The 24,167-nt window shown below is 72.3% G+C and carries 16 protein-coding genes; 8 read left to right on the top strand and 8 right to left on the bottom strand.

The window, feature by feature from the left end:
• The first annotated feature begins 2 nt into the window (after window positions 1–2).
• Complete coding sequence (locus MW290_RS05600; protein WP_250196277.1) at window positions 3–860, top strand: cyanophycinase; 858 nt, start codon at window positions 3–5, stop codon at window positions 858–860.
• Here the strand turns inward: MW290_RS05600 and MW290_RS05595 are convergent.
• From MW290_RS05595 to MW290_RS05585, 3 genes are read right to left on the bottom strand one after another with little or no spacing between them, the layout of a single operon-like run.
• Window positions 857–2,257 carry an amidohydrolase family protein gene (locus MW290_RS05595; protein ID WP_250196276.1) on the bottom strand — a complete coding sequence of 467 codons (1,401 nt, stop codon included), beginning with the start codon at window positions 2,255–2,257 and terminating at the stop codon, window positions 857–859. The two genes, MW290_RS05600 and MW290_RS05595, sit on opposite strands and share 4 nt — an antisense overlap.
• Window positions 2,244–2,984 carry a TSUP family transporter gene (locus MW290_RS05590; protein WP_250196275.1) on the bottom strand — a complete coding sequence of 247 codons (741 nt, stop codon included), beginning with the start codon at window positions 2,982–2,984 and terminating at the stop codon, window positions 2,244–2,246. The genes MW290_RS05595 and MW290_RS05590 overlap by 14 nt, the downstream gene beginning before the upstream one ends.
• Window positions 2,981–3,970, bottom strand: coding sequence for a Bug family tripartite tricarboxylate transporter substrate binding protein (locus MW290_RS05585; protein ID WP_250196274.1), 990 nt, complete (start codon window positions 3,968–3,970; stop codon window positions 2,981–2,983). The genes MW290_RS05590 and MW290_RS05585 overlap by 4 nt, the downstream gene beginning before the upstream one ends.
• 106 nt (window positions 3,971–4,076) lie before the next feature.
• Between MW290_RS05585 and MW290_RS05580 the strand changes: the two genes are divergently transcribed.
• A complete protein-coding gene (locus MW290_RS05580; RefSeq protein WP_250196273.1) occupies window positions 4,077–4,850 on the top strand; it encodes a GntR family transcriptional regulator in 774 nt (257 codons plus the stop codon).
• Here MW290_RS05580 and MW290_RS05575 read toward each other — a convergent pair.
• Window positions 4,822–6,279, bottom strand: coding sequence for a sensor histidine kinase (locus tag MW290_RS05575; RefSeq protein ID WP_250196272.1), 1,458 nt, complete (start codon window positions 6,277–6,279; stop codon window positions 4,822–4,824). The genes MW290_RS05580 and MW290_RS05575 overlap by 29 nt on opposite strands.
• A 433-nt stretch (window positions 6,280–6,712) precedes the next feature.
• Between MW290_RS05575 and MW290_RS05570 the strand changes: the two genes are divergently transcribed.
• From MW290_RS05570 to MW290_RS05560, 3 genes are all read left to right on the top strand, one after another.
• Entirely contained in the window at window positions 6,713–8,452 is a 1,740-nt protein-coding gene (locus MW290_RS05570) for a zinc-binding metallopeptidase family protein (protein ID WP_250196271.1), read from the top strand.
• 29 nt (window positions 8,453–8,481) lie between these two features.
• The gene (locus MW290_RS05565) at window positions 8,482–8,922 is read left to right on the top strand and encodes a peptidase dimerization domain-containing protein (RefSeq protein WP_250196270.1); all 441 of its coding nucleotides are present in this window, start codon (window positions 8,482–8,484) and stop codon (window positions 8,920–8,922) included.
• A 156-nt stretch (window positions 8,923–9,078) separates the two neighbouring features.
• Window positions 9,079–9,594 (top strand): glycine zipper domain-containing protein, encoded by a 516-nt coding sequence (locus MW290_RS05560; protein WP_250196269.1) that lies wholly within the window; start codon window positions 9,079–9,081, stop codon window positions 9,592–9,594.
• 67 nt (window positions 9,595–9,661) lie between these two features.
• Here the strand turns inward: MW290_RS05560 and MW290_RS05555 are convergent, their stop codons facing one another.
• Window positions 9,662–10,546 (bottom strand): alpha/beta hydrolase, encoded by an 885-nt coding sequence (locus MW290_RS05555; protein WP_250196268.1) that lies wholly within the window; start codon window positions 10,544–10,546, stop codon window positions 9,662–9,664.
• Between the two features lie 153 nt (window positions 10,547–10,699).
• Between MW290_RS05555 and MW290_RS05550 the strand changes: the two genes are divergently transcribed.
• A complete protein-coding gene (locus tag MW290_RS05550; protein WP_250196267.1) occupies window positions 10,700–11,503 on the top strand; it encodes an SDR family oxidoreductase in 804 nt (267 codons plus the stop codon).
• 12 nt (window positions 11,504–11,515) lie between these two features.
• On the opposite strand, the gene MW290_RS05545 is transcribed toward MW290_RS05550, so the two are convergent.
• Both MW290_RS05545 and MW290_RS05540 read right to left on the bottom strand, forming a co-directional pair.
• Window positions 11,516–12,577: a DMT family transporter gene (locus MW290_RS05545; protein WP_250196266.1), complete on the bottom strand. Its 1,062-nt coding sequence runs from the start codon at window positions 12,575–12,577 to the stop codon at window positions 11,516–11,518.
• Between the two features lie 57 nt (window positions 12,578–12,634).
• Window positions 12,635–14,818: a hypothetical protein gene (locus MW290_RS05540; RefSeq protein ID WP_250196265.1), complete on the bottom strand. Its 2,184-nt coding sequence runs from the start codon at window positions 14,816–14,818 to the stop codon at window positions 12,635–12,637.
• A 176-nt stretch (window positions 14,819–14,994) separates the two neighbouring features.
• On the opposite strand from MW290_RS05540, the gene MW290_RS05535 reads away from it, so the two are divergent.
• On the top strand, window positions 14,995–16,224 hold the full coding sequence (locus tag MW290_RS05535; RefSeq protein ID WP_250196264.1) for a multidrug effflux MFS transporter: 1,230 nt from the start codon (window positions 14,995–14,997) through the stop codon (window positions 16,222–16,224).
• Window positions 16,221–17,468, top strand: coding sequence for a leucine-rich repeat-containing protein kinase family protein (locus tag MW290_RS05530; RefSeq protein ID WP_250196263.1), 1,248 nt, complete (start codon window positions 16,221–16,223; stop codon window positions 17,466–17,468). The genes MW290_RS05535 and MW290_RS05530 overlap by 4 nt, the downstream gene beginning before the upstream one ends.
• A 69-nt stretch (window positions 17,469–17,537) precedes the next feature.
• Here the strand turns inward: MW290_RS05530 and MW290_RS05525 are convergent, their stop codons facing one another.
• Complete coding sequence (locus tag MW290_RS05525; protein WP_250196262.1) at window positions 17,538–24,164, bottom strand: YDG domain-containing protein; 6,627 nt, start codon at window positions 24,162–24,164, stop codon at window positions 17,538–17,540.
• Window positions 24,165–24,167: the final 3 nt, after the last annotated feature.

The following is a 24,167-nucleotide window of genomic DNA, read 5'->3' as shown; positions in this document are numbered from 1 at the left end:
CCATGCAGCGTCGTCAGTGGCTTGTCTATGCAACCTCGGCCGTGGCCGCCAGCCCGGTGGCCGCGCGCCCCGTGCCGGTGGCGGCGCTGCCCGGCCCGGTGGGCCGCCCCGGCGCGCTGATGCTGATCGGCGGTGCCGAAGACCGCCAGGGCGACCGGCTGGTGCTGCGGCGCTTCGTCTCGCTGTGCCGCAGCCCGGCGCCGCGGGTGGCGGTGCTGCCATCGGCCAGCGCCTACCCCGAGGCCGCCGCCCGCCGCTACGAAGCCGTGCTGGCTGCGCTGGGCGTGGCCCAGCAGGTGGTGGTGCACCCCGCCACCCGTGAAGACGCCGGCCGCATGGAACTGGTGGCGCAGGTGGCCACGGCCGACGGCATCCTGATCACCGGCGGCGACCAGCGGCGCCTGACCGAGATCGTCGGCGGCACGCCGCTGGAGCAGGCCATCCACCAGGCCTTCATGAATGGCGCCTGCGTGGCCGGCACCAGCGCCGGTGCGGCGGTGATGTCGGCGCGCATGCTGTGGGCGCGCAGCCTGACCGAAGGCTTCGGCCTGCTGCCGCAGGTCATTGTCGACCAGCACTTCACCGAGCGGCGGCGCCTGCCGCGCCTGCTGCGCGCGCTGAGCCGCCACCCCGACCACATCGGCGTGGGTGTGGACGAGGACACCGCGCTGGTGCTGCGCCGCGGCCAGGGCGCCGAGGTGGTGGGCAGCGGCTCGGTGACCATCGTCGACCCGCGGGCGGTGCAGGGCGCGATCGACGGCCTGGAGCCCGATGCGCTGATGCAGGTGCCCGGCCTGCGGGTGCTGCGGCTGCAGAGCCAGGGCCCGGTCGATCCGCAGGTGGCGCGGCTGCTGGGCTAGCTGTTGCCCAGCCGGTGCTCGGCCGAGACCGGATGCACCCGCTGGATCGGCGCTTCGGCCACGGCCTGTGCAGCCACCGCGCGCACTTCGCGCATCAACGCGCGGGCGTTCCAGTCGGTGGGCCAACCCTGCCACAGTCGCAGCAGGCCGGCCACCACCACCGCCTCGATCTGGCCGCGGTGGGCCAGGCGCACCAACTCCCAGCCCAGGTCCCAGGAAGGCGCCAGCTCGGGCACGTCCAGGTCCAGCAGCAGGAAGTCGGCCGCCAGCCCGGTGGCGATGCGGCCGGTGCGCTGGCCCAGGCCGCAGGCCTCGGCGCCGCCCGAGGTGGCGGCCTGCAGCCAGGTCCAGCCGGCGCCGCAGGACGAATCGCCCACCGCCAGGCCGTGCACCAGACGCTGCGCGGTTTCAGCTGCGTCCAGCAGCCGGAAGGCGTCGCTGCGCGTGCCGTCGGTGCCCAGGCCCAGGCGGATGCCCAGCGCCCGCATCATCAGCGCCGGTGCCACCGCATTGCCCTTCCAGGCGCTGGCCACCGGGTTGTAGGCCACGGCGGTGCCGGTGTCGCGCAGCCGCAGCAGCTCGTCGGGCGTCACCAGCGTGGCATGGGCGATCAAGGTCTGCGGGCCCAGCGCGCCGGCCCGGTCCAGGTGGCCGATGGGCCGCAACCCACGGTCGACCAGCGAGCGTTCCACCGAGGCCAGGTGCTCGTTGGCATGCACCTGCATCACCACGCCGGCCTCGTGGCACAACGCGGCGACGCGGCCCAGCATGGCATCGGTGGCCGCCTCGGGCACCGAGATGGCCAGCGAGCCGTGCACCAGCGGGTGGTGCTGCCATTGCGCCAGGTGCGTCTCGGCATCACGCAGGAGGTCGCGGCGGGTGGCTTCGTCGCTGTCGCCGTCGTTGCCGCCGTCATTGCAGGTGCGTGCCAGCACGCAGCGCAGCCCCGCTTCCTCGGCCGCCAGCGCGATGGCCTGCAGCCCATGGGGCGAACGGGTGCCGGCGTCGCACACGGTGGTGAAGCCGCCGCGCAGCGCCTCCAGCGCGGCCAGCTTGGCCGAGAGGTACAGGTCGTGCGGCTGCAGGTGCTGCTCCAGCGGCACCCAGATGCGGCGGAAGATCTCCGACGGTTCGCCGAAGGCCAGCGACTTGCCGAACGACTGCGTGAGGTGGTGGTGCGTGTCGATGAAGCCCGGCATCAGCAGCCGGTCGGGCAGCGCCTGCGGCACCAGATCGGGGTGGCGGGCCTGCACCTCGGCCAGCGGGCCGACGTCGGTGAAGTGGCCATCTGCCACCACCACGCCCTGCCCGGGTGTGGCGCCTTTGGGTTCCAGCCAGGTGAGGGCGGGGGCCAGCAGGTAGCGCGGCTGGCGCAGGGTGTTTTCAGGTACTTGCATAGACAACTCCAGTGGCAATCAGCGCCAGTGCGGTGGCCAGCCGCAGGCGGCGCGCGTCCAGGCGCCGGGCGGCCTGGCGGCCGGCCCAGGCGCCGGCCAGCAGCGCGGCCCCCACGGCCAGGCCCAGGCCCCAGTCCAGCCGGCCGGCCAGCGCATGGGCACTGCTGGCGGCCAGCGCGATGGGCAGCTGCACCGCCTGCGCCGCGGCCACGCTGGGCAGCGTGGGCAGGCCCAGCAGCATCAGCACCGGCAGCAGCAGCACCGGCCCGCCGGTGCCCGACAGGGCCGAGCCGCAGCCCACCGCCGCGCCCACCAGCACCAGCGCCAGCGGGCCCAGCGGTGGCCGGGCCGCCGCCGGCGGCCGGCGCAGCAGCCACAAGGTGTGCAGGCCGGAGCCGGCGGCCAGCGCCGCCACCCACAGCCGCACCGCGCCCGGCGGCACCTGGTGCACCAGCAGCGCACCGCCGGCCGCGCCGGCGAGCGCCGCCAGGTGCAGCGGCCACCAGGCGGTATGGGGACTGTCACCCGCGGCCTGGGCGCCGGGCAGGCGGCGCCAGCCCAGCAGGCCGGTGAGCAGGAAGCCGAAGCTGGATGCCGCGATGGCGGTGCCCACCGGCAGCCCCGCCACGCCGGTGAGGGCCGGCACCACCAGCACACCGCCGATGGCGGTGGCGCCGATCGCGGCGCCCGCCAGCAGCACCAGCGCGCCGGCCAGCAGCAAGGTCATTCGGTCTTGATCCCGGCGCGGGCCACCACGGCGCCCAGGGCCTGCTTCTCGGCCTTGAGCGTGGCCGCGAACTGCGCCGGACCCTGGGCCGCGGGCTTGAGGCCGGCGTCGGTCAGGCGCTGCTGCAGCTCGGGTTCGGCCAGCGCCGCGGACACCTCGCGCGACAGCCGGTCCACCAGCGCTGCGTCAGTGGCTGCCGGCGCGAAGAGGCCGTACCAGCTTTCCACCGCCACGTTCTTCAGCTCCGGCGTCTCAGCCAGCGCGGGCACCTCGGGCAGCGAAGCCCAGCGCTGGCGCGAGGTGACGCCATAGGCCTTGACCTTGCCGTCCTTGATGAAGGGCTGGGCCAGCGTCACCGGCATCACCGCGAGGTCGATCAGGCCGGAGGCCAGCTCGGTGAGCACCTGCGGGCCCGAGCGGTAGGGCACGTGCATCAACTCCACGCCGGCCTGCTGCTCGATGAGCGACACCGTCACGTGCATGCTGGTGCCCACGCCGTCGGTGCCGTAGCTCAGCTTGCCGGCCTGCTGGCGGGCCAGCGCCAGCAGCGGGCCGGTGCCGTTGGCCGCCAGCCGCGGGCTGCCCACCAGCACGAAGGGCGAGCTGGCCACCTGGGCCACCGGCGCCAGGTCGCGCAGCGCGTCGTACTTCACCAGCGCGGGCGAGACCAGCGGCGCCACGGTGATGGGGCTGGCCACCGCGAACAGCAGCGTGTAGCCGTCGGCCCGTGCCCGCACCGCGCGCAGCGTGCCGATGGTGCCTGCCGCGCCGGCCACGTTCTCGATCACGAAGGTCTGCTTCATGCGTTCGCCCAGGCGCTGCAGCACCAGGCGGGCCGCGGCGTCCACGCTGCCGCCGGCCGCGAAGGGCACGATCACGGTGACCGGCCGGCTAGGATAGGCCGGGCCCTGGGCCCAGGCGGCAGGCACTGCGGCCAGGGCCAGCAGGGCGGACATCAAGCGGCGACGGATCGGTGAGAAGGACATGGCGGACTCCAGCGGACAAGGACGACAAGGGCAGCCAGGCACCGTGACAGTGCCTGTATTGAACTTGATATAACAAGTAATGACAAGTCGAGCAAAGCCTGTGCCAGTGGTTTCCGCGTCCAAGGGCACCGAATTGGCGCGTACCGCCGCCGCGGGCGCGCTGCCCGCCGGTGCCGAGCCGCTGCACCTGCGGCTGCGCAATCACCTGCGGGACGACATCCTGCAGGGCCGGCTGGCGCCGCTGGCGCAGCTGCCGTCGGAGGCGGAGCTGATCGGCCGTTTCGGCGTCAGCCGCATCACGGTGCGGCATGCGCTGGCGGCGCTGCATGCCGAGGGCCTGATCACCAAAGTGCAGGGCAAGGGCTCGTTCGTGGCGCCGCCGCGGCTCAGCCAGTCGCTGGACCGGCTGCGCGGGCTGTCGGAGTCACTGACCGGCGAAGGGCATGAAGTGCAGGCGCGGCTGGTGGCCAGCAGCGATGCGCCGGCCAGCGCCGCTTTGGCGCGCCGGCTGTGCCTGGACAGCGGGGCGCCGGTGACCGAGTTGCTGAGCCTGCGCTACGTCGACCGGCAGCCGCTGTCGCTGAACCGGCTGTTGATGGCTGCGCCGCTGGGCGCCCGCCTGCGCAAGGCCGACATCGGCCGCCGCGACGTGGTGGACCTGTACGAAAACGACTTCGGCCTGACCGTGGGCCATGCCGAGGTGGAGATCAGCGCCACGCCGGCCGGCCGGCTGCAGCGCAAACACCTGGGCCTGGCCGAGCATGCGCCGGTGCTGCAGGTGGAACGCCTGGTGCACGATGCCGCCGGCCAGCCGCTGCACCTGGAAACCAGCTGGTACCGGCACGACGGCTTCAGCTACCGGGTGCGGCTGGAGCGCTGAACGTCGGCGCGTGTGGCGCCGCAACCGGTGGCGGCAGGTGCTGCGGCGGCCGCGGCCGGCCGAGCGTGAAGCGGAACACGGTGCCGACACCGGGCTGCGATTCGGCCCAGATCTCGCCGCCGTGCCGGTGCACGATGCGCTGGCAGATCGACAGGCCGACGCCGGTCCCTTCGTAGGCGCGGCCGTGCAGGCGCACGAAGGGCTGGAACAGCCGCTGCGCATGCGCCATCGAGAAGCCGGCGCCGTTGTCGCGCACGTAGAACACCTCGGTGCCGTCCGCGGCCTGCTGGCAGCCCACCACCACACGCGGCGGTGCCGCGCCGCGGCTGAACTTCAGCGCATTGGCCAGCAGGTTGACGAACAGCTGGCGCAGCACCTCACCATCGCCCACCACCTGCGGCAGCGGCAGCAGCTGTACCGCGCGGCGGTCGTCCGGCTGACCGTCGGCTTGCAGCACCTCGGCCAGCGCGGCCTGCGCCAACGGGCCCAGCGGCACCGGCTGCCGCTGCAGCTTCACCTCGCTGGCACGGGCCAGACGCAGCAGGGCCTGCAGCGTGCGCACCACCTGGTCGGCGCTGTCGGCCAGCCGCTGCAGGCCGCTGCGCAGCAGTGCAGGGTTCTGCTGATCCAGCGTTTCCAGCAGCACACGGGCGTAGGCGGCGATGGAGCCCACCGGCCCGCGCAGGTCGTGGGCCACGCTGCGGTTGAAGCTGTCCTGGTGCTGCAGCAGCAGCTCCAGCTCCTGCGTGCGTTCACGCACGTGCAGGTCCAGCCGCGCATGGCTGTCCTGCAGCGCGCGTTCGGCCTGCGTGCGCTGCTGCAGCGCGGTGGCCAGTTGTTCGCGTTCGCGTGTCATGCGCACCATCAGGGCGGCCATGGCCACCAGCACGAAGGGCGCGGGCGCCTGGTAGCGCACCCAGGTCAGCGGCAGCGACAGCGCGGCCGCGGTGGCATAGGCCAGCGGCAGGATCAGCAGCGCCAGGCATACCAGCGTGTGGCCCTGCCCGGGCTCTCGCCGGGCCATCCACGCGAACAGCAGCACCTGGGCCAGCGCCACCGGCATCCACACCATCATCTGGCCCTGGCGGCCCAGGGCCAGGGCCACCACGATCAGGTAGGCCAGCACGCCGTAAGCCAGCAGCGCGCGTGAAAGGCGGCGACGCCAGGGCCTGGGCAGCCCGGTGAGCTGGATCAGGGCCTGGCCGAACAGCAGGGCCACCACCAGGCGGGCGGCCACCAGCGGCTGCAGCACGCCGCCCAGCAGGTCGGTGCCCAGTGCGGCATAGGCCGCATAGAGCATGGCCGCGGCCGCGAAGCAGGCGCAGAACCACGGTGCACTGGGGTATCGAAGGCGTTGCCACACGAACCAGAACAACAGGGCCAGCACGCCCAGCGTCAACGCGCCGCCACCGGCCAGAACTTGCTGCATCGCCATCGGGCCCCCTCTTCCTCCTGTCGTCACCCCGCATGCCAGGGCCGGGCATGCAAGGTCATTGCCACTTCAGCTTAAGGGCTGCCGAGGGGCCACCCGCCGGCGGCTTCGGGCCAGGTTGCAACCGGGCGCAACCGCAGCCGGGTCCGCATGCGCAACCTGTCTAGACAAGTTGGCCGTCATCGCGTCGGAATACCGACGCGTGCGCGGCGTTGCCGGCCTAGATTCCGACGCCGCTGCGCTGCGCGACCGGCGGACCCGATGCCCGTAAGCCCTTGAATCTGCAGGCCGACAGCGCCTGTGGTGGCGCTGCGGGTGGCGATGGCACATCGATTGCGGAAACAGCCGGCACGACACGCGGCAACAGGACCCGGACAGCCGGTGGGCCTGTTGCATGAATCACGCTACATGCACTTGACAGGAGGGCGTCATGCCAACCCAGATCAACCTCAGACTGCTCACCTGCTCGGTGGCGCTGGCCCTGGCCGCCTGCGGCGGCAACGACGATGACGACACCAGCAGCCCCGAGACGCCACCGCCGGCCACGCCGAGCGACGTGCCCACCATCTCGCCCGAAGTGCGGGCCGCGGCCCAGAAGATCACCACCGACCCCACGGTGATGGCGATGGTGCAGGAGTGGTCCAGCCCCACACACACCCAGGCCCGCTTCGACCAGCACATGGAGCTGGTGCGCATCGCGTCGCCCTCGCGCTACGAGATGCGGCGCGCCGCCGAGATCCAGCGCCGCGCGCTGCAGGAGTGGGGCTTCTCGGCCAGCGAGATCAAGACCCGCGCCGACGGCCAGTTGCCGGGCTCGGACGTGCAGCAGGTGGACGGCCTGCCCGTCTACAACGTGTGCGTGGAGATCAAGGGCAGCTACTCGACCAGCGCAGGCGCCCAGGCCTACCGCGGCCAGTACCCCAAGGTGCTGGTGGAAGGCCACATCGACACGGTGAACCCCGAGGTGCTGCCGCCGGCCGCCAATCCGTATGAGCCGGTCAAGCTGCAGCCGATCGCGCAGCCCATCGTCACCACGCCGGCCGAGCTGGCCGCCATCCCCGAGCAGCTGGCCTTCGATGCCTCGGGCCGCATCGTGCAGGACGCCAGCTACATCAAGGCGCGGCAGTACTTCGCCGACGAGACGGCCGCCAGGAACGCCGGCGCGGTGCGCCTGTACGTGCCCGGCATCAGCGATGCGATGGGCAATGCCTCGGGCGTCTTCAACCTGGCCAAGGCCATGAAGAAGTACAACATCAAGCCGGTGTACGACATGTGGTTCTGCGGCACCGCGGGCGAAGAAGGCAAGGGCAACCTGGCCGGCATGAAGCAGCTGTACGGCTACGACCAGAACCTGGGCACCGGCACCAACCCGCTCAACTTCGTCACCAACTTCGGCATCGACGGCGGCAGCGGCACCATCAACTTCATCGGCAGCTACCGCTTCGAGATGAAGTACACCGCGCCCACGGCGGCAGGCGCCACGGCGCCCAGCGCGCTGGAGGCCGCCGCTGCTTCCATCGCCCGCATCGCCGATGTGAAGACGGCCTGGGACGACGACAAGCAGGCGTTGAAGACCACCTACACCGTGGGCGTGGTGAGCTGCGAAGACCCGGCCGCCGGCAGCACCGTGGTGCCGAGCTGCACCGTGCAGGTGGACATGCGCTCGCCGCGGCTCGATCCGTTGAAGGAGATCCGGGGCCGCATCGAGCCGTTGTTCCAGGCCGGCGTGACCGAAGAGAACAGCCGCTACGGCGTGCCCGACAACAGCGCGCAGGCGGTGACGATGGCCCTGACCTGGTTCGGCGACCGGCCGCCGCATGAGCGCAGCAACCTGTCCGACGTGTCCATCCAGGCGGCCTGGCAGTCGGCCGAGGTGGTGGGCGTGGACAAGCTGGAGAAGCTGTCGACTGCGGCCAGCAGCCTCAACGACAACGTGCCGGCCGCCATCGGTGTGCCCACCATCAACCTGAACATCGGCACCTTTGCCGCCGGTGGGGGTGGCCACGCGTTCTGGGAGTGGGGCATTCCCGGCGAAAGCGCCAAGGAGGTGTTGCGCATGCAGCGCGTGCTGACGGCGGCGCTCATCGCCTCGGGCTTCCATGCCGCCGATGGCAGCGTGGTGGCGCCCGCTGCCGCGCCCGTCGGTGCCCGCACCGCCGAGCTGAAGTGACCGCACCCATGTCGACAGGAGCACATGCCATGAAGAAGACGATCGCATCCCTGCTGGCCGTGGCCGCGGTGGCCCTGCAGGCCCTGCCCGCCGCCGCGCAGCAAAGCGGCAGCCTGCTGGTGGAGTTCCAGGGCCCGGGGGGCCACAGCAACGGCGCCTATGGCCGCACCAGCGCCGTCCACGCCGCGGGCCGCAGCCTGGCCCAGCTCAAGGCTGCGGGGCTGCCCGCCGGGGCCTACAGCGTCACCGGCCTGGGTGGTGGCAACTCGGTCAACAGCATCGCCAGCGATGCGCGCTACACCGTGCAACTGACCGCCACCGACGCGGCCGCCTGGCAGGCGATGGCGGCGCAGGTCACCGCCGCGGTGCAGGCCGGCGTGGCGGCTGAAAACGCCTTCCGCGGCGTGAAGGAAGGCGACCTGGTGGGCGGTGTGCCGGCCGCCATCCGCTACACCATCACCCCGCGATGAGGTACCTGCCCATGGGGTTACATCCAAGGGTGTTCCCTGTCGGCCCCGGCCCACAACGGTGACAGCCGCCGCCTCTCGCCCGGATCAGCCCGCAGGGGCTGCCCCGGGCGGGCGGCGGCTCATAAGGTTGAGTCACTCAAACCGAAGGAGATGGACATGACCGATCGCAATGTGATGGACAAGACCGAGTCCCACCCCGTGGCCACCGGCACCGGGGCCGTGGTGGGCGGTGTGGCCGGCGGCGTGGCCGGCGGTGCAGCGGCCGGCGCGGCCGTGGGCGGCATGACCGGCCCGGTGGGTGCTGCCGTCGGCGCCGTGGTGGGTGCGGTCGCCGGCGCGCTGGCGGGACGGGGCATCGGCAAGGCGGTGGACCCGGCCGAAGAAGATACCTACTGGCGTGAGAACTACAGCACCCGCCCGTACGTGAACAGCGGCAGCACCTACGACGACTACGGCCCGGCCTACACCTACGGCGTGGACGCCTACGCCCGCTATCCCGACCGCTCGTTCGACGACGTGGAGTCGGACCTCAGCCGCGACTGGGGCAGCCGCCGTGGCAACTCGTCGCTGGAATGGGAGCATGCCAAGCACGCCTCGCGCGATGCCTGGCACCGCTTGAGCGACAAGGTGGAACGCGCCGTGCCGGGTGACTCCGACCGCGACGGCCGCTGATCACGGTGGATAGCCGCCGGCATGCCCGGCGCGGAAGCGCCCGCCCTCGTGGCGGGCACTTGTTCGATCAGGCCGCGCCAGGCGTTGCCTCCTCGACGAAACTGGCCACGTCGTTCAGCACCGGGGCCAGCCAGCGCAAAGGAGCGCCCAGCGCGCCGGCCAGGGTGGCATGGTTCACGCGGTCGTACAGCCGCAGCGTGACGGGCACGCCCAGCCCTTGCAGCCGCTGGGCCAGCGCCACGCTGTTGCGCTGCGGGTCCACCAGATCGTCCTTGCGCGCCGCGCCGATGAAGCTGCGCGGCGCACCGGCGCCTGCCAGCGGCAGCGGTTGCGTATCGGGCGGGTAGTCGGGGTGGAAAAACACCGGCTGCACATCGGGGTTGCCGGTGGGCAGGAAGTCGTAAGGCCCGGCCAGGCCGATGAAGCCGGCCAGCTCACGCGGCGTGTGGCCGGTGGGCGCGAGCCAGCGTGCGTCCAGCGCCAGCATGGCGGCGTTGTAGGCACCGGCGCTGTGGCCCATCACGTACACCTGCTTCGGATTGCCGCCGAGCGCGGCCGCCTGGTCCAGGCCCCAGGCAAGCGCGGCGGCGCAGTCGCGCAGGAAGTCGGGGTAACGCACCTGCGGGTACAGCCGGTAGTCGGCCACCAGCGCCAGCATGCCGCGTGAGGCCAGGGCCTCGCCGACGAAGGCGTAGTCGGCCCGCTGCCCGGTATTCCACGAGCCGCCGTAGAAGAACACCACCACCGGCCAGCCGCCCGCCGGTGCCGGTTGCGTGGGGCGGTACACGTCCAGCTGCTGGCGCGGGCCCGGTCCGTAGGCCACGCCGGCGGTCAGCGTGTGCGTGCCCGAAGGCGCCAGGGCATTGAGGGCGGCCACCGGTGAGCAGGCGGCCAGGCCGGCCAGCGCACCTGCGCCAGCCAGGGTAAGGAGGAAGGAGCGTTTGAGCCACATGACGCCGGTTTTTACGCTGTAACACGGCGGCCGGATGCAGGCGTTTGCCGCATGGCATTGCAAGCACCGGCCGCAGGTGTATGGGCATGCCCCTGCACCCAGGGTGACTTTGCTGGCTAAGCTGGCCCGACCCCATCACGGAGGACGAACTTCATGGATCTTCGATTGGCAGGCAAGCGGGCAGTGGTCACGGGCGGCAGCCGCGGCATCGGCAAGGCGGTGGCCAGCGCACTGGCGGCCGAGGGCGTGGACGTGGCCCTGCTGGCCCGCGACCGAACGGCGCTGGACGCGGCCGCGGGCGAGATCGCGACGGCCAGCGGCCGCCGCGTGGTGGGCGTGGTGGGCGACACCACCGACGATGCCTCGGTGCAGGCCGCGTTCGCCCAGGCGGTGGCGGCGCTGGGCGGGCCGATCGACATCCTGGTCAATGCCGCGGCCGAGCCGGCCGGCTTTGCCGCGCCGCCCAAGCTGGCGCAGATCGCCAGCGACTTCTTCCATGCCGAGCTGGACACCAAGGTGATGGGCTACATCCGCTGCGCACGCGAGGTGGTGGCCGGCATGCGGGCCCAGGGCTGGGGCCGCATCGTGCACGTCAGCGGTCTGGCCGCGCGGCAGTCGGGCAACACCTTGGGCAGCATCCGCAACGTGGCGGTGGCGGCGCTGGCCAAGAACATGGCCGACGAACTGGGGCCCGACGGCATCCAGGTGACGGTGGTGCACCCGGGCCTCACGCGCACCGAGCGCACCGCGCCGCTGATCGAGGCACGGGCCGCGCAGCGAGGCATCACGCCGGCGGAGGTGGAAGCGGAGATGGCCGCCACCAACAGCATCCGCCACCTGGTGGACGCCAGCGAGGTGGCCGACGTGGTGACATTCTTGTGCTCACCGCGCTCGCGGGCCATCAATGGCGACGCCATCGCCGTGGGTGGCGGGGCGCCGCGGGCGATCCACTACTGAACGGCCACCGGCTCAATGCCGGTGCCGATGATGCGCGTCGGGGTAGTGCGCATGCGCATGGGCCAGCGGCGCATGCCGGTGGCGGTGGGTGTGGCGCAGCGGCACGGCTTCGCCGGGGGCATGGTGGTGGTGGTGGGCATCGTGCTCATGCTCGTGCTCGTGCTCCATCGCTTCGTGGTCATGCCAGTGCGCATGGCGCTCGCTCAGGTGCAGCCACACGCCCGCCGCCATCAAGGCGCCGGCCAGCAGCAGCGGCAGCGTCAGCGGCTCGCCCAGGGCCACCACCGACAGCAGCGCGCCGAAGAAGGGCGCCACCGAAAAGTAGGCCCCGGTGCGCGCGGTGCCCAGCTGCCGCAGCGCGAGCACGAACAGCGTGAGGCTGAGGCCGTAGCAGGCCAGGCCCAGCAGCGCCGCACCGGCCATGAGCGCGGGTGGGGGCAGCTGCGCCCCGAGTGCCAGTGCGATGACCAGGTTCACCGTGCCCGCCACCAGGCCCTTGACCATCGCCAGCCAGGTGGCGTCGGTCAGCGAGACCTTGCGCGTGAGGTTGTTGTCCAGGCCCCAGGCCAGGCAGGCGCCCAGCACCGCCAGCGCCGGGCCGGCACGGCCGAAGTCGGCACTGCCCGGCCAGGCCAGCACCAGCGCACCGGCCACGATGGCGCCCATGCCCAGCGCGATGCGCCGATCGACGTTTTCTTGGAACACGAACCAGGCCAGCAGCGCGGTGAACACCGCCTCGGCATTGAGCAGCAGCGAAGCGCCCGAGGCCGGCATGCCGGCCAGGCCCAGCATCAGCAGCACCGGCCCCACCACGCCGCCGGCCAGCACCGCCCCGGCCAACCACGGCCATTCGCGCACGGCCAACCGCACGTGCGGTGTGCATTGAAAGGCACGCCACGCCGCCAGGCCCAGGCCGGAGCCCAGGTACAGCAGCGCGGCCAGCAGCCAGGGCCCCACGCCTTGCAGCAGCAGCTTGGCCAGCGGTGTGCCGGCGCCGAACAAGGCCGCGGCCAGCAGCGCGGCGGCCGCCCCGGAGGGCAGCGCCGCGGGCAGGGGAGGGAGCTTGTAGCGCATGCACCCCAGTATGCGGCGCGCTGATGACAGGCGTCGCCCGCCAGGGTGCTCAGCCCGTCAGGCTTCGTCGCTCTCCTCGCACTCACACGTCGGGCACGGCACCGCCAGCGCAAAGGCCGCGTTGTCCGCTGCGTCGTAGCCGCTCAGCCGGCCGTAGCCGTTGGTGGCCATCGCGGTCACCTGCAGGTGTTCGGCATAAGCCGCGTTGCTGCAGGGGCCGAGCAGGCTGCCCACGGTGGGCGCCTTCTCGTAGCGGAAGCTGCCGGTGTGCACATAGCCGTTGGTACCAGCCGCCCCTGCCTGGCCGCTGGTGCCGGCGCTGGGAATGTCAGGCCCTGGGCCCCGCGTGACGCTGAAGCTGTATTGCGCAAAGCCGTTGGCATGGTGGGCGTCGAAGGCCAGGCCCACGGTGTCACCGGCATTGTTGTAGTGGTGGAAGCCGCACAGCGGGTCGGGCGAGACGGTGCCGCCCACCGGCTGGATGTCGGCGCTGCAGCGGTTGTTGTCCACCCGCACCACCATCCGAAAGCCCATGGTGGCGCCGCCGACCAGCACCCGGTGCTCGGCGGGCACGGCCGAGGTGGTGACGGTGCCGGTGCCGAAGGGCGCATCCTGGTCGGTGATGCGCAGGTCGATGCCCTGCGCCGTCCAGTTCACCAGCGCGCCGGTCTGGTCGAACAGCTCCAGCTTCAGTTCGTAGCGGCCGGCGGCCAGGTCATCGGTCCACGGCGGCGTGGTGGGGGCGCCTGCCAGGGCATGGGTGTCGAAGTAGGTAGTGGCCAGGTCCACGTGCTCGTCCAGCACCACCCATTCGGTGCCGGCCGGCGGCGCTGCGGGGCGGATGCGGAACAGGTTGGGCAGCGGCGCCGCATCGGCGCCCGACGTGGGCATGGGCCCCATGCGTTCCGACGGGAAGCTGGTGCCCAGCTTGTAGTGGCGGTACACGTCGCGCGCCATCACCTGCCAGCTGCCCAGCGGCACCGAGCTGGCGTCCACCGTGGCGGCCACGCCATCGGGCCCGCTCAGCCGGCGGTACGACCAGCGGTAGTACGGAATGCCGGCGCCGATCAGCGCCGAGCGGCTGAAGTCCACCCGCGGCTCCAGGCTGGCGCCCAGCGGTGCGCCGCCGTTGTCCAGGCCTTGCGTGGGGCCGGCGGCCTGCTGCACCTCGCGCACGGCCAGGTTGGGGCCGATGCCCAGCACCACCACCTGGCGGCCGGGCAGGTCGGGTTCTTCTTCGCAGCCGGGCACACGCGGATCGGCCACCGGCAGCGTCACCAGCGTGCCGCAGGTGTAGTTCCACAGCGTGTGGCAGGCGATGCGGGGGCGGTACACCGTTTCCCAGCCGCTGCCGAAGTCGTACTCCACCCAGAAGTACAGGTCGGGCTGGTCGCCATGGCAGTTGTGGAACAGCAGGGTCTCGAAGCGGCCCTGGTCGTCGGTGATCAGCGTGGCCACCTCGTCGCAGCGCAGCCAGCGGGCCCAGTAAGGCCAGCCGCACAGCCAGGGCCAGATCAGCGTGGCCTGGGCGGCCAGCGCCTGGCGCAGCACCGGGGCCGAGCGGCTGCGCAGGCTGGCCTGCAGTGCCAGCGGCAGCTCGAGCTTCTCCGCAGGCGGCAGTGGCTGCGGGTTGAGTGCCACTTCCTGGCCGATGGCGCCCTTGCGGAACAGGTTGCGGCGCCCGAAGGGCTCCGGCCCCGGGTCAGGCTGCGGCAGCGGTGGCTCGCGCAGTTGCTTCAGCAGGTCGTCGCGCAGGCGGTACAGCTCACGCTCGGGCAGGCGGTAGATCAGCCAGGGCAGGCGGTCCACCTCGCACACATGCACCCGCGCGCCGCAGATGGCGCGGTGGTCCAGCTGCCGCTCCACGCGGCCGCGCACCCAGCAGAAGCAGAAGGGCCAGTGGTCCAAGATCTGGCCGGGAATCTCGATCAGCGGGGCGCGCTGCGTGCCGGTGGGCAGCACCGGCTCGTAGGCGCCCAGGCGTTGCAGCTGCGCCGGGGTGGGCGGGGTCTGCAGCAGCCGTTCGTCCAGCGGCGCGATGAACAGCCGCGCCGGGCCGCGGCCCAGGTCCTTGGCCGACAGCTGCAGCCGGCCGTCCTTCACCTCGGCGCGGGCGGCCAGCTCGCCGCGGGCATCGAACAGCCAGGCGCCGAGTGGCAGCTGGAAATCGGGGCGCTGGCGGGTGCTGACCTGCCAGCTGTCGTTGCGGCCCGCGGGTGCGGGGGGAAAGCGCTGTTCCATGGTGTATCTCCTTGGCGCAGGGCCGGGCCCTGCGTACCGACAACCCTAGGCGCCGGCCGCGCAGGCGCCAGCCTTCTTAAGGGGCGGGTGCATACCCCCTGCGGGGGAAGCGCCCTGGAAGAGCCCCCTAACTTGTCTAGGCAGGTGGCGGTTACATGGGCAGGCCAGAATGGCGGATGTCTTCCTCGCCCCGCTTCTTCCGCCTCGCCCTGGTGCTGGGCCTGCTGTCGGCCGTCGGGCCGTTCGCCATCGACATGTACCTGCCGGCGCTGCCGGCCATCGGTGCCAGCCTGGGCGCCGGCATCGGCGCGGTGCAGGCCAGCCTGACGGTGTTCTTCGTCGCGCTGGCTGCGGGGCAGATGGTGTTCGGCTCCTTGTCCGACCGCTTCGGCCGCAACCCGCCGCTGTATGCCGGGCTGGCGCTGTTTGCGCTGGCCAGCGTGGGCTGCGCGCTGGCCACCGACATCCACACCCTGGTGGCGCTGCGCTTCATCCAGGGCCTGGGCGCGGCGGCGGGCATGGCCATCCCGCGGGCGGTGGTGCGCGACCTGCACACCGGCACCGACGCGGCACGGCTGATGTCGCTGCTGATGCTGGTGTTCAGCGTGTCGCCCATCCTGGCGCCGCTGGCCGGCAGCCTGGCCATCGCGCTGGCCGGCTGGCGCAGCGTGTTCTGGGCGGTGGCGGTGGCCGCGCTGGCGGGCATGGCCCTGATGGCCACCTCGCTGGCCGAAACCCGCCAGCCCGCCGACCGTCGGGCCGCAGCGCAGGGCAATGCCGCCGCGGTGTACGGCGCGCTGCTGCGCGACCGCCACTACCTGGGCCTGGTGTTCACCGGCGGCTTCGCGATGGCGGGCTTCTTCGTCTACCTGGCCAATTCGTCGTTCGTGATGATCGACCACTACGGCCTGTCGCCGGCCACCTACAGCGTGGCCTTCGGCGTCAATGCGGCGGCGTTTTTCGGCGCCTCGCAGCTCAACGGCCCGCTGGGCGAGCGCTTCGGCCTGGCGCCATTGGCGCGTGGCGCCGCCACCGCCTGCGCGGCGGTGATGGGCGCGATGCTGCTGTACTACGCCGCGGGCGGCGACCGGCTGGTGGTGCTGCTGGTGCTGTACTTCATCGCCAGCGGCTTGATGGGGCTGGTGATTCCCACCACCTCGGTGCTGGCGCTGGAAGAGCACGGCGCCCATGCCGGCGCGGCCTCGGCCCTGCTGGGCACGCTGCAGATGGCGGCCGGCACGCTGATGATGGCGGTGGTGGGCCTGTTCACCGACGGCCGGCCGCTGCCCATGGTGGCCGGCATGGCGGCCGGCGCCTGGATCGCGGCGGCGCTGGCCTGGGGCAGCCTGCGGCACAGCGCCCGGCCGGCGGCGCCGGCCCCCCGCGGCCGACAATCCGGCGCATGAACGCCGCCACCCCCAACCCGCCGGACACGCTGGCCCGCCTGCGCGCCGGCCAGCTGCAGGGCGCCACCCGGCTGGACCTGCGTGGCTGCGGCCTGACCGAGCTGCCCCCCGAGGTGCTGGCGCTGGCCGACACGCTGGAAGTGCTGGACCTGTCGAACAACGCGCTGACCACGCTGCCCGAGGGCCTGGCCACGCTGACCCGGCTGCACACGCTGTTCGCTTCCAGCAACCGCTTCGAGCGGCTGCCGCCCATGCTGGGCCGGCTGCCGCGGCTGGACACGCTGGGCTTCAAGGCCAACCGCATCGCCCAGGTGCCGGCGCAGGCGCTGGCGCCCACGCTGCGCTGGTTGATCCTCACCGACAACCAGGTGGCCGAACTGCCGCCCACGCTGGCCGATTGCGCGCCGATGCAAAAGCTGATGCTGGCCGGCAACCAGCTGCAGCGCCTGCCCGAAGGCCTGGGCCGGCTGCAGCGGCTGGAGCTGTTGCGGCTGTCGGCCAACCGCTTCGAGCGGGTGCAGGACGCGCTGCCTGAGGAACTGCTGGCGCTGCCGCGCCTGGCCTGGCTGGCGCATGCAGGCAACCCGTTCAGCGCCGCGCAGGAGCAGGCGGCACCGTCGCAGGCGGCGGCCCGCCCCATCGCCTGGGATGAGCTGCGGCTGCAGGCGCTGCTGGGCGAGGGCGCTTCCGGCCACATCCATGCGGCGCGCTGGCAGCCGGCCGACGCGCCGGCGCAGGACGTGGCGGTGAAGCTGTTCAAGGGCGCCATGACCAGCGACGGCCTGCCCCAGTGCGAGATGGCGGCCACGCTGGTGGCCGGCCGGCACCCGGCGCTGGTGGGCCTGCTGGGGGTGCTGCGGGGCCATCCGCAGGGCGTGCAGGGCCTGGTGATGCACCGGCTGCCGCTGCAATGGGCGGCACTGGCCGGGCCGCCCAGCATGGCCAGCTGCAGCCGCGACGTGTATGCACCCGGCCTGCGGCTGCCCGCGGCCCATGCCCGGGCCATCGCCCAGGCGGCCGAGGCGGCGCTGGCCCACCTGCATGCCTGCGGCCTGAGCCATGGCGACCTGTATGCCCACAACCTGCTGGTGGATGGGCAGGGCGGGGCGCTGCTCAGCGACTTCGGTGCGGCCTCCTTCCTGCCGTTGCAGGACACGGCCCGCACCGAGGCATTGAAGGCCATCGACCGCCGGGCCCTTCAGGTACTGCACGACGAACTGCAGGCGCACAGCGCACCGGCCTGACGGCGCGGCGCCATGAAAAACGCCACCGGGCGCCGAGGGCGGCCGGTGGCGTGACGGTGGAGCGATGGGTCAGCGCGACTGCTGGGCGATCGACATCACCGTGCGCTGGCCATTGACCACCAGCTGCACCTGCAGCGGCAGGGCGCCTTCCGGCACCTGCTGGCCGATGAAGCGGCCCGAGGCAGCGTCGAAGCGCAGCCAGGCGGGCAGCGGCCGGCCTTCGGCCGTGCTCACGCTCACCGTGGCGCCGGTGCTGATGGGTTGCTGCAGCGCATCGGGCAGCGGGAAGGAGAAGCCGTTGCCGCTGCGCAGCACCTCCTGCGGCACGCTGACCGTGACCACACCCGACCCGCCCGTGCCCGGCGCCTGCACCAGCTGCACCGCGATCGACGGCGTGCCGCCTGCGCCCTGCGGCGCAGGGGTGCCGCCGCTGGGGGTGGCCGGCGTCACGGTGCTCGGGGCGCCCTGCGCGCCGACGCCGCTGCTGGGCGTGCCGAAGCCGCCGCCTGCGGTGCCCGAACTGCCTGCACCGCCCGGGGCCGCGCTGCCAGCGCTGCCGCTGCCAGCGCTGCCGCTGCCGCCACCCACGCTCGCAGTAGCCGGCTGGGCGGGTGACGCGCCCGCGGAGGCGGTGCCGCCGGTGGCCGCCGTCACGGCGACCGTGCCGGCCGGCCCCGCAGCACCGACCGCGGCTGTGGCCGGCGACGCGGTGACCGCTGCCGCAGCGGGCGCACCCACAGGCACCCCGGCCGCCGAGCCGGCGATCACCGACACCGAAACCGGCGCCGGCAGGCCTGCCGGTGCGACGACCGGCGGCGTCGGCACCACCACGGGCGGCAACACCGGCGTGGTGAGCGGCGGCGCCGCATACAGGTCGGCGGTGGTCGTCAGCTGTTCGGTGCTCAGGCGGTAGTTGGCCGCGTCGGCACCCGCCAGGGCCAGACCGGCCACCGTCACGGTGCGGCCATTGCCCTGCTGGGCCGAATCGAAGCGGGCAGGGCCGGTGGTCAGCGTCACGGTATCGCCACTGGCCACGCCAGACAGCGACACGCCCGACAGGTCCACCTGGGCGGTGGTGGTGCCATCTTCCACCCGGTTGCGCGCGCTGATGCGGCCGGCCACGCTCAGGGCCGCCGGCGTGATGCTGGCGCTGGTGGCGGCGATGCTGGCATTGCTGGCCAGCACGTAGTTGCCCGCATCCGCGCCGCCCAGTGCCACGTCGCTCACCGTCACGGTTTTGCCGCTGGCCACGTTCTTGTCGGCAAAGCGGCCGGTGGCGCTGGCCACCAGCACCGTGTCGGCACCCAGCACGCCTTGCAGCTGCGCCGCACCGGTGTTCAGGGTGGCGGCGGTGCCGGCGTCGTACACCTTGTCCTGCGCTGTGATGCCGCTGACGGCCGTCAGCTGTGCCGGCGTGATGCTGGCGGTGGTGGTGCCGGTGGTCGAGGCCAGCACGTAGTTGCCGGCATCGGTGCCGCCGAGCGCCAGGCCGCTGATGGCCACCGTCTTGTTGCGGCCCGCGTTCTTGTCGGCAAAGCGGCCGTTGGCCTGCGCCACCGACAGCACGTCACCGGCCAGCAGGCCCTGGAACTGCGCGCCGGTGGTGTTGAGGGTGGCGGCGGTATTGCCGTCGTACACCTTGCCCTGCGCGGTGATGCCCGTCACCGCCGTCAGCGCGGCGGGGGTGATGCTGGCGGTGGCGGTGCTGCTGCCGGCAGCCAGCACGTAGTTGGCGACATCGTCGCCCACCAGCACCACACCCGTGATGGTCACCGTCTTGCCCTGGCCCACGTTCTTGTCCGCAAAGCGGCCGGAGGCGTTGGCCACGGTCAATGAGTCGCCATTGACCAGGCCCTGCAGTTGGGCGCCCGAGGTATTGACCGTGGCCACGGTGGAGCCGTTGTAGACCCGGTCCTGCGCCGTGATACCGCTGACGCTGATGCTGGCCGGCGTGATGCTGGCCGTGGTGCTGGCGCTGCTGGAGGCCAGCACGTAGTTGCCCGCGTCGGCGCCGCCGAGGGTCAGGCCGGTGATGCCCACCGTCTTGCCGTTGCCGACGTTCTTGTCGGCGAACTGGCCGCTGGCCGCTGCCAGGGTCAGTTCATCGCCCACCGCCATGCCCTGGAACTGTGCGCCAGAGATGTCCAGGCTGGCCGTGGTCAAGCCGTTGTAGACCTTGTCCTGCGCCGTGATGCCCGACACCGCGGACAGCGTGGCCGGGGTCACCGTCCAGCTGCCTCCGGCCGTCTGCACTGCGTAGCCCAGGTCGGAGGCCAGGCCGCTCAGCGCCACCTGGTGCGTGCCCACCGCAAAGGCGCCCGAGGTCGAGCGCGGGCCGCCGCTGAACTGGTAGCTGGCGGTGCCCGTCAATGCGTTGGCATCGTTATCGCCGTTGGCATAGCCGCTGCCGCTGAAGCTGCCCGCCACGGCCTGGCCGTAAACGCTGCTGCCGTTGCTGGCCTGCAGCGTCACCAGCGGCTGTTCGCGGTAGACCACGTTCACGCCGCTGCCCAGCGCGCGGCTGAACTGGGTGGTGCTCTCGTCGCTGCCGTAACGGAAGCGGCCACTGCCGCTGCCGGCCACCGCTTCCAGCCCGGTGCTGTTGGCCACGCTGCCGGTGTACAGCGCGGCGCGGCCACCGCTGCCCACGCTCACCGTCACGCCGTTGGTGGCGGTGATGTTGCCGCCGGTGGCGGCGCCCGCCGCCGTGGCGCTGCCGGCGTTGAGCGTGACCGCATCGTTGCCGGTGGCCGAGGTGGACACGTTGCCTGCCAGGTTCAGGTCGCCGTTGGCGCTGTCCACCCGCAGCGTGCCGGTGCCCGTCAGGCCCGTCACGCCTTCCACGGTGCCGATGGTCAGCCCATCGGCCTGCTGCAGGTTCAGCGTGCCGACGGAGCCCGCCACGGTGCCGATGGCATTGGCGCTGCCCGTGAGGTTGAAGCTGCCGCTGCCTTGCAGGCCGAGGCTGGCGGCCTGCACGCCGGTCGATCCCTGCGCGGTCACGGTGCCGTCGCTGCGCAGCGTCACGTTGTTGGTGCCCGCGTTGAGCACGCCCAGCAGGTTGATCGCGCCGGTGCCGCTTTGCAGCGTGAGCGAATCGTTGACCGTCATCGCGTTCACGTTGACGGTGCCGGTGCCGTCGGTGCGGCCGAGGACGACGCGCTCAAAGCCGTTCAACACGAAGGTGGGGATCAGCTGCAGCGTGCCCGCCGCGCCGGCCACGCCGATGCTGGTCGATGCCGTCAACGGTGCCACCGTCAGCGTGCCGCTGGACGAGAACGCGGTGCCGTTGGCCACCGACAGGTTGTCGGTGGTCAAGCTGATGTCGGCGGTGGAGCCGCTCACCGTGCCCGCGGTGCCGTTGCCGTTGCCCACAGAGGTGGCCGTCGCGAACTCGATGCCGGCGCCGTTGGTGGCCCAGCTCGTCGGGCTGCCCATGGTGCCGGTGATGGTGATGGGCCCGCTGGCCGACACCACGCTGTTGATGCCGGCATTGGCGAAGCGCACGCCCGACTGGTTGACCGGTGAGCTGCTGCCGTAGCCGCCGCCGACGCCGGTGAGGGTGATCGCGCCGCTGTCGGTCTGCAGCGCCGTCATCTCCAGCGCCACACCGGTGGTCCAGGCGTTGGGTGTGCCGGCGGCGCCGCCGATGCCTTCCATCGTGATGTGGCCGCTGCCAGTGGTGCGGAAGCGGCTCTGGCCGCCGTCGGACTGGATCAGGATGCCTTCACCATCGGCGGTGCTGCCGGTGCCGCGCAGCTCGATGTGGCCGCCGCCCGCATTGACGGTGGCCGAGCGCAGGAAGATGCCGCGGGTGAAGTCGTTGCCGCTGGCCACGCCGATGGCCATGCCGCTGCCGTCCAGGGCATCGCCGCCGCCGATCATCAGGTCGCCGCCATGGGTGTCGATGACCAGGCGCGCCTGCGAGACCACGGCACCGCCGGCCAGCGCCGTGCCGCGGCCGGCGGCGTTGGGGCGATCGCTGTCGCTGTTGAGCACCACGTCCAGCGCTGCGTTCTGCGAGGTGATGTGCGTGCCGTCGCCGATGAAGATGTTGCGCGTGGCCAGGAGGGTGAGGCTGGACGCGGTGTTGCCGGTGTAGGTGATCGTCTGGTTGACGGGCAGGGTGAAGTCGGTGTCCGTAGCGGTGCGTTCCAGCACCGTGGCGCCAGCGCCCAGTTCGATGGGCGCGTTGTAGGTCTGCGCGCCTTCGGTGCGCACGCCGCCGCCGGCGATGGTGACCTTGCTGCCGGTCACGGTGAGCGCGCCCAGGGCCTTCTGGCCGCCGACCTTGCCCAGGAAGCTGACTTGGCCCGCGCCGGCGTTGACGGTCAGGGGCGATCCCGCCAGGTTGGTCTCGCGCAGGTAACCCGTGCCCACCGCCAGGTTGGCCGGCATGTCGTTCCACTGGCCGAAGTTGCCGATGAACTGCGCAGCGCTTTCACCGGGGTTGAAGTCGTTCGGCTCGCTGGAGCTCCAGTTCGAGTAGGCCCCTGTGACGGTGGCGCCGGAAGTGTCACGGCCTTCATAGAAGCGCTTGCCCTGGCCACCCTCGGCCTGGCCTTCGGGGCCGGCAATCCAGCGCCAGGTGTTGTCGGCGCCGCCCGTGGGGGTGGCGGCGTTGGCCGTGGTGGAGCGGCGTGCGCCCAGCCACGATTCGGCATAGTTGGCCACCTGGCTGCCGATCATGTTCTCGGCGCGTGAGGTCAGCGTGGCCAGGTAGCTGTCGCCCACGGCGGCACCACCCGCGGTGCCGTTCTTGGCATCGCTGAAGGCGTCGACCCAGGTGATGGCGCCGCTGTTGACGAAGCTGAAGCTGTTGGCGCTGTCGATGGCGCCGTGGAAGGTGGCCGCGCCACCGCCGGTGGTGATGGTCACGCCCGACGGATTGGCGATCAGCATCTGGCCGTTGACGGTCAGTGCGCCGCCGCCGGTGGCCAGCGTGCTGGCGCCGCTGCCCAGGTACACGTCGCCGCCCACCAGCGTGTTGACACCGTTCAGGCTCAGCGTGGCACCGGTGCCGAAGCTCAACGCGCCGCCGCCGGTGCTGACGTTGGCCGCCAGCAGCGTCATGCCGGCGCCGTCGCGTGCGCCGTTGTTGTTGTCGGCGTCGAACACCACGTTCAGGCGTGTGCCGTTGGTCGCGCTGATCGGCTGGTTGACGATGATGGAGTTGGCCGCCTCGAAGGTCAGCGTGGCTTCGCTGCCGCTGCTCTTGGTGATGGCGGCGTTGACGGTGATGTCACCGCGCTCGCTGCCACCGCTGCCGGTGCGCACCGTGATGCTGTTGCCGCTGTTCAGCGCCCCTTGCAGGTCGCCGACCCACATGTTGGAGCCGGTGCCGATCGACGCCCAGCCGGTGTTGTTCACGGCCGCGCTGCTGCTGATCGTCATGTCGTACGGGTCGATCAGCCACTCGCCGCCCTTGCCTTGCGGTGCACTGGCATCCACGGTGCTGCCGCTGATGGTGATGGCATGCCCCGAGGTCTCGATGCGCCCGCCGTCGCCAGCCTGCGCGCCGCCCTTGGCGGCGATGCTGCCGAACACGCCGGTGCGGCTGTCGGCGTTGTGGATGTCGCTCCACAGCACCACGCTGCCGCCGTTGCCGCGGCCGGTGGCCGAGGCATCGACGCTGGCGCCCGCGGCCAGCAGCACTTCGCGCGCCTGGTAGGTGTCGCCGCTGCCTTGCCAGCCGCCGCCGATGCGGATGTCGCCGCCACCGGTGGCACCCGTGGCGCTGGTGCGCGAGCCGGTGGCCAGCTCGATGCGGTCGGCTTCCAGCACGATGCGGCCGCCTTGCGCCTGCAGGCTGTCGGCCGCCATCTCGCCGCTGTGGCGGATGACGCTGCCGCCCAGCGCCTGTGCGGCGCGGGCGGACATCAGGATGATGCCGTCCGGCGCCTGCACGGCCTGCCGGTTCTCGATCAAGGCCGCCACGGTGGCCGGCTCGACGCGCAGCTTGGCGAGCTGCCCGCCCGCGAACTGCAGCTCCACCGCCTCACCGGCGCCCAGGGCCACGGTGCCGGCCTGAGCCAGCACCAGGCCGCTGTTGACCACCTCGGGCGCCAGCAGCGCGATGTAGCCGCCATAGCGGGCCTGCAGCGTGCCTTCGTTGACCACGGCGCCGGTGCTGCCGTGGCGGCCGAAGGTGGTGCTGCCGGCCATGAAATCGTCCACGCCGATGGCCATGGTGGTGGCCACCAGGCCGCCGACGTCGGCGCTGGCGCCGGGCGCGAAGTACACCCCCGACGGGTTGCTGAGGAACACCTGCCCATCGGCCTGGATGCGGCCGAAGATGCGGCTGGGCTGGTTGTCCAGCACGCGGTTGAGCGTGACGGCGTCGCGGCCCGGCTGCGCGAAGCGCACGGTGGCATCGCGGCCGATGTCGAAGCGCTGCCAGTCGATGGCCGCGCGCTGGCTGGCCTGCTGCACGGTGAGCGTGGCGCCGTTCTGGCTGATGCCGGCCTGGCCGGCCACCACCTGGCCACCGGTGGGCAGCGTGGTGGGCGCGGGCGCGGCCGGGGTGGGGGGTGCGGCCAATGCGGCGGCGCCGCTGGCGGCCAGCGCGGCCAGGCCCATGCGGCGCAGGCTGCGGGCGGACAGGACGGCCCGCGGGCCACGGCCCCTGGCGATTTCGGTGACGGCCACCCAGGCGCCCTGGGCCTCGTTCCAGACGATGCGGTAAATGCGGTTCATGCT

It is taken from the genome of Aquincola tertiaricarbonis (assembly GCF_023573145.1).
GTDB classification, from domain to species: Bacteria; Pseudomonadota; Gammaproteobacteria; order Burkholderiales; family Burkholderiaceae_C; genus Aquincola; species Aquincola tertiaricarbonis_B.
Note: the sequence above shows the minus strand (reverse complement) of the source record. Positions and strands in the feature narration are given on the sequence as shown.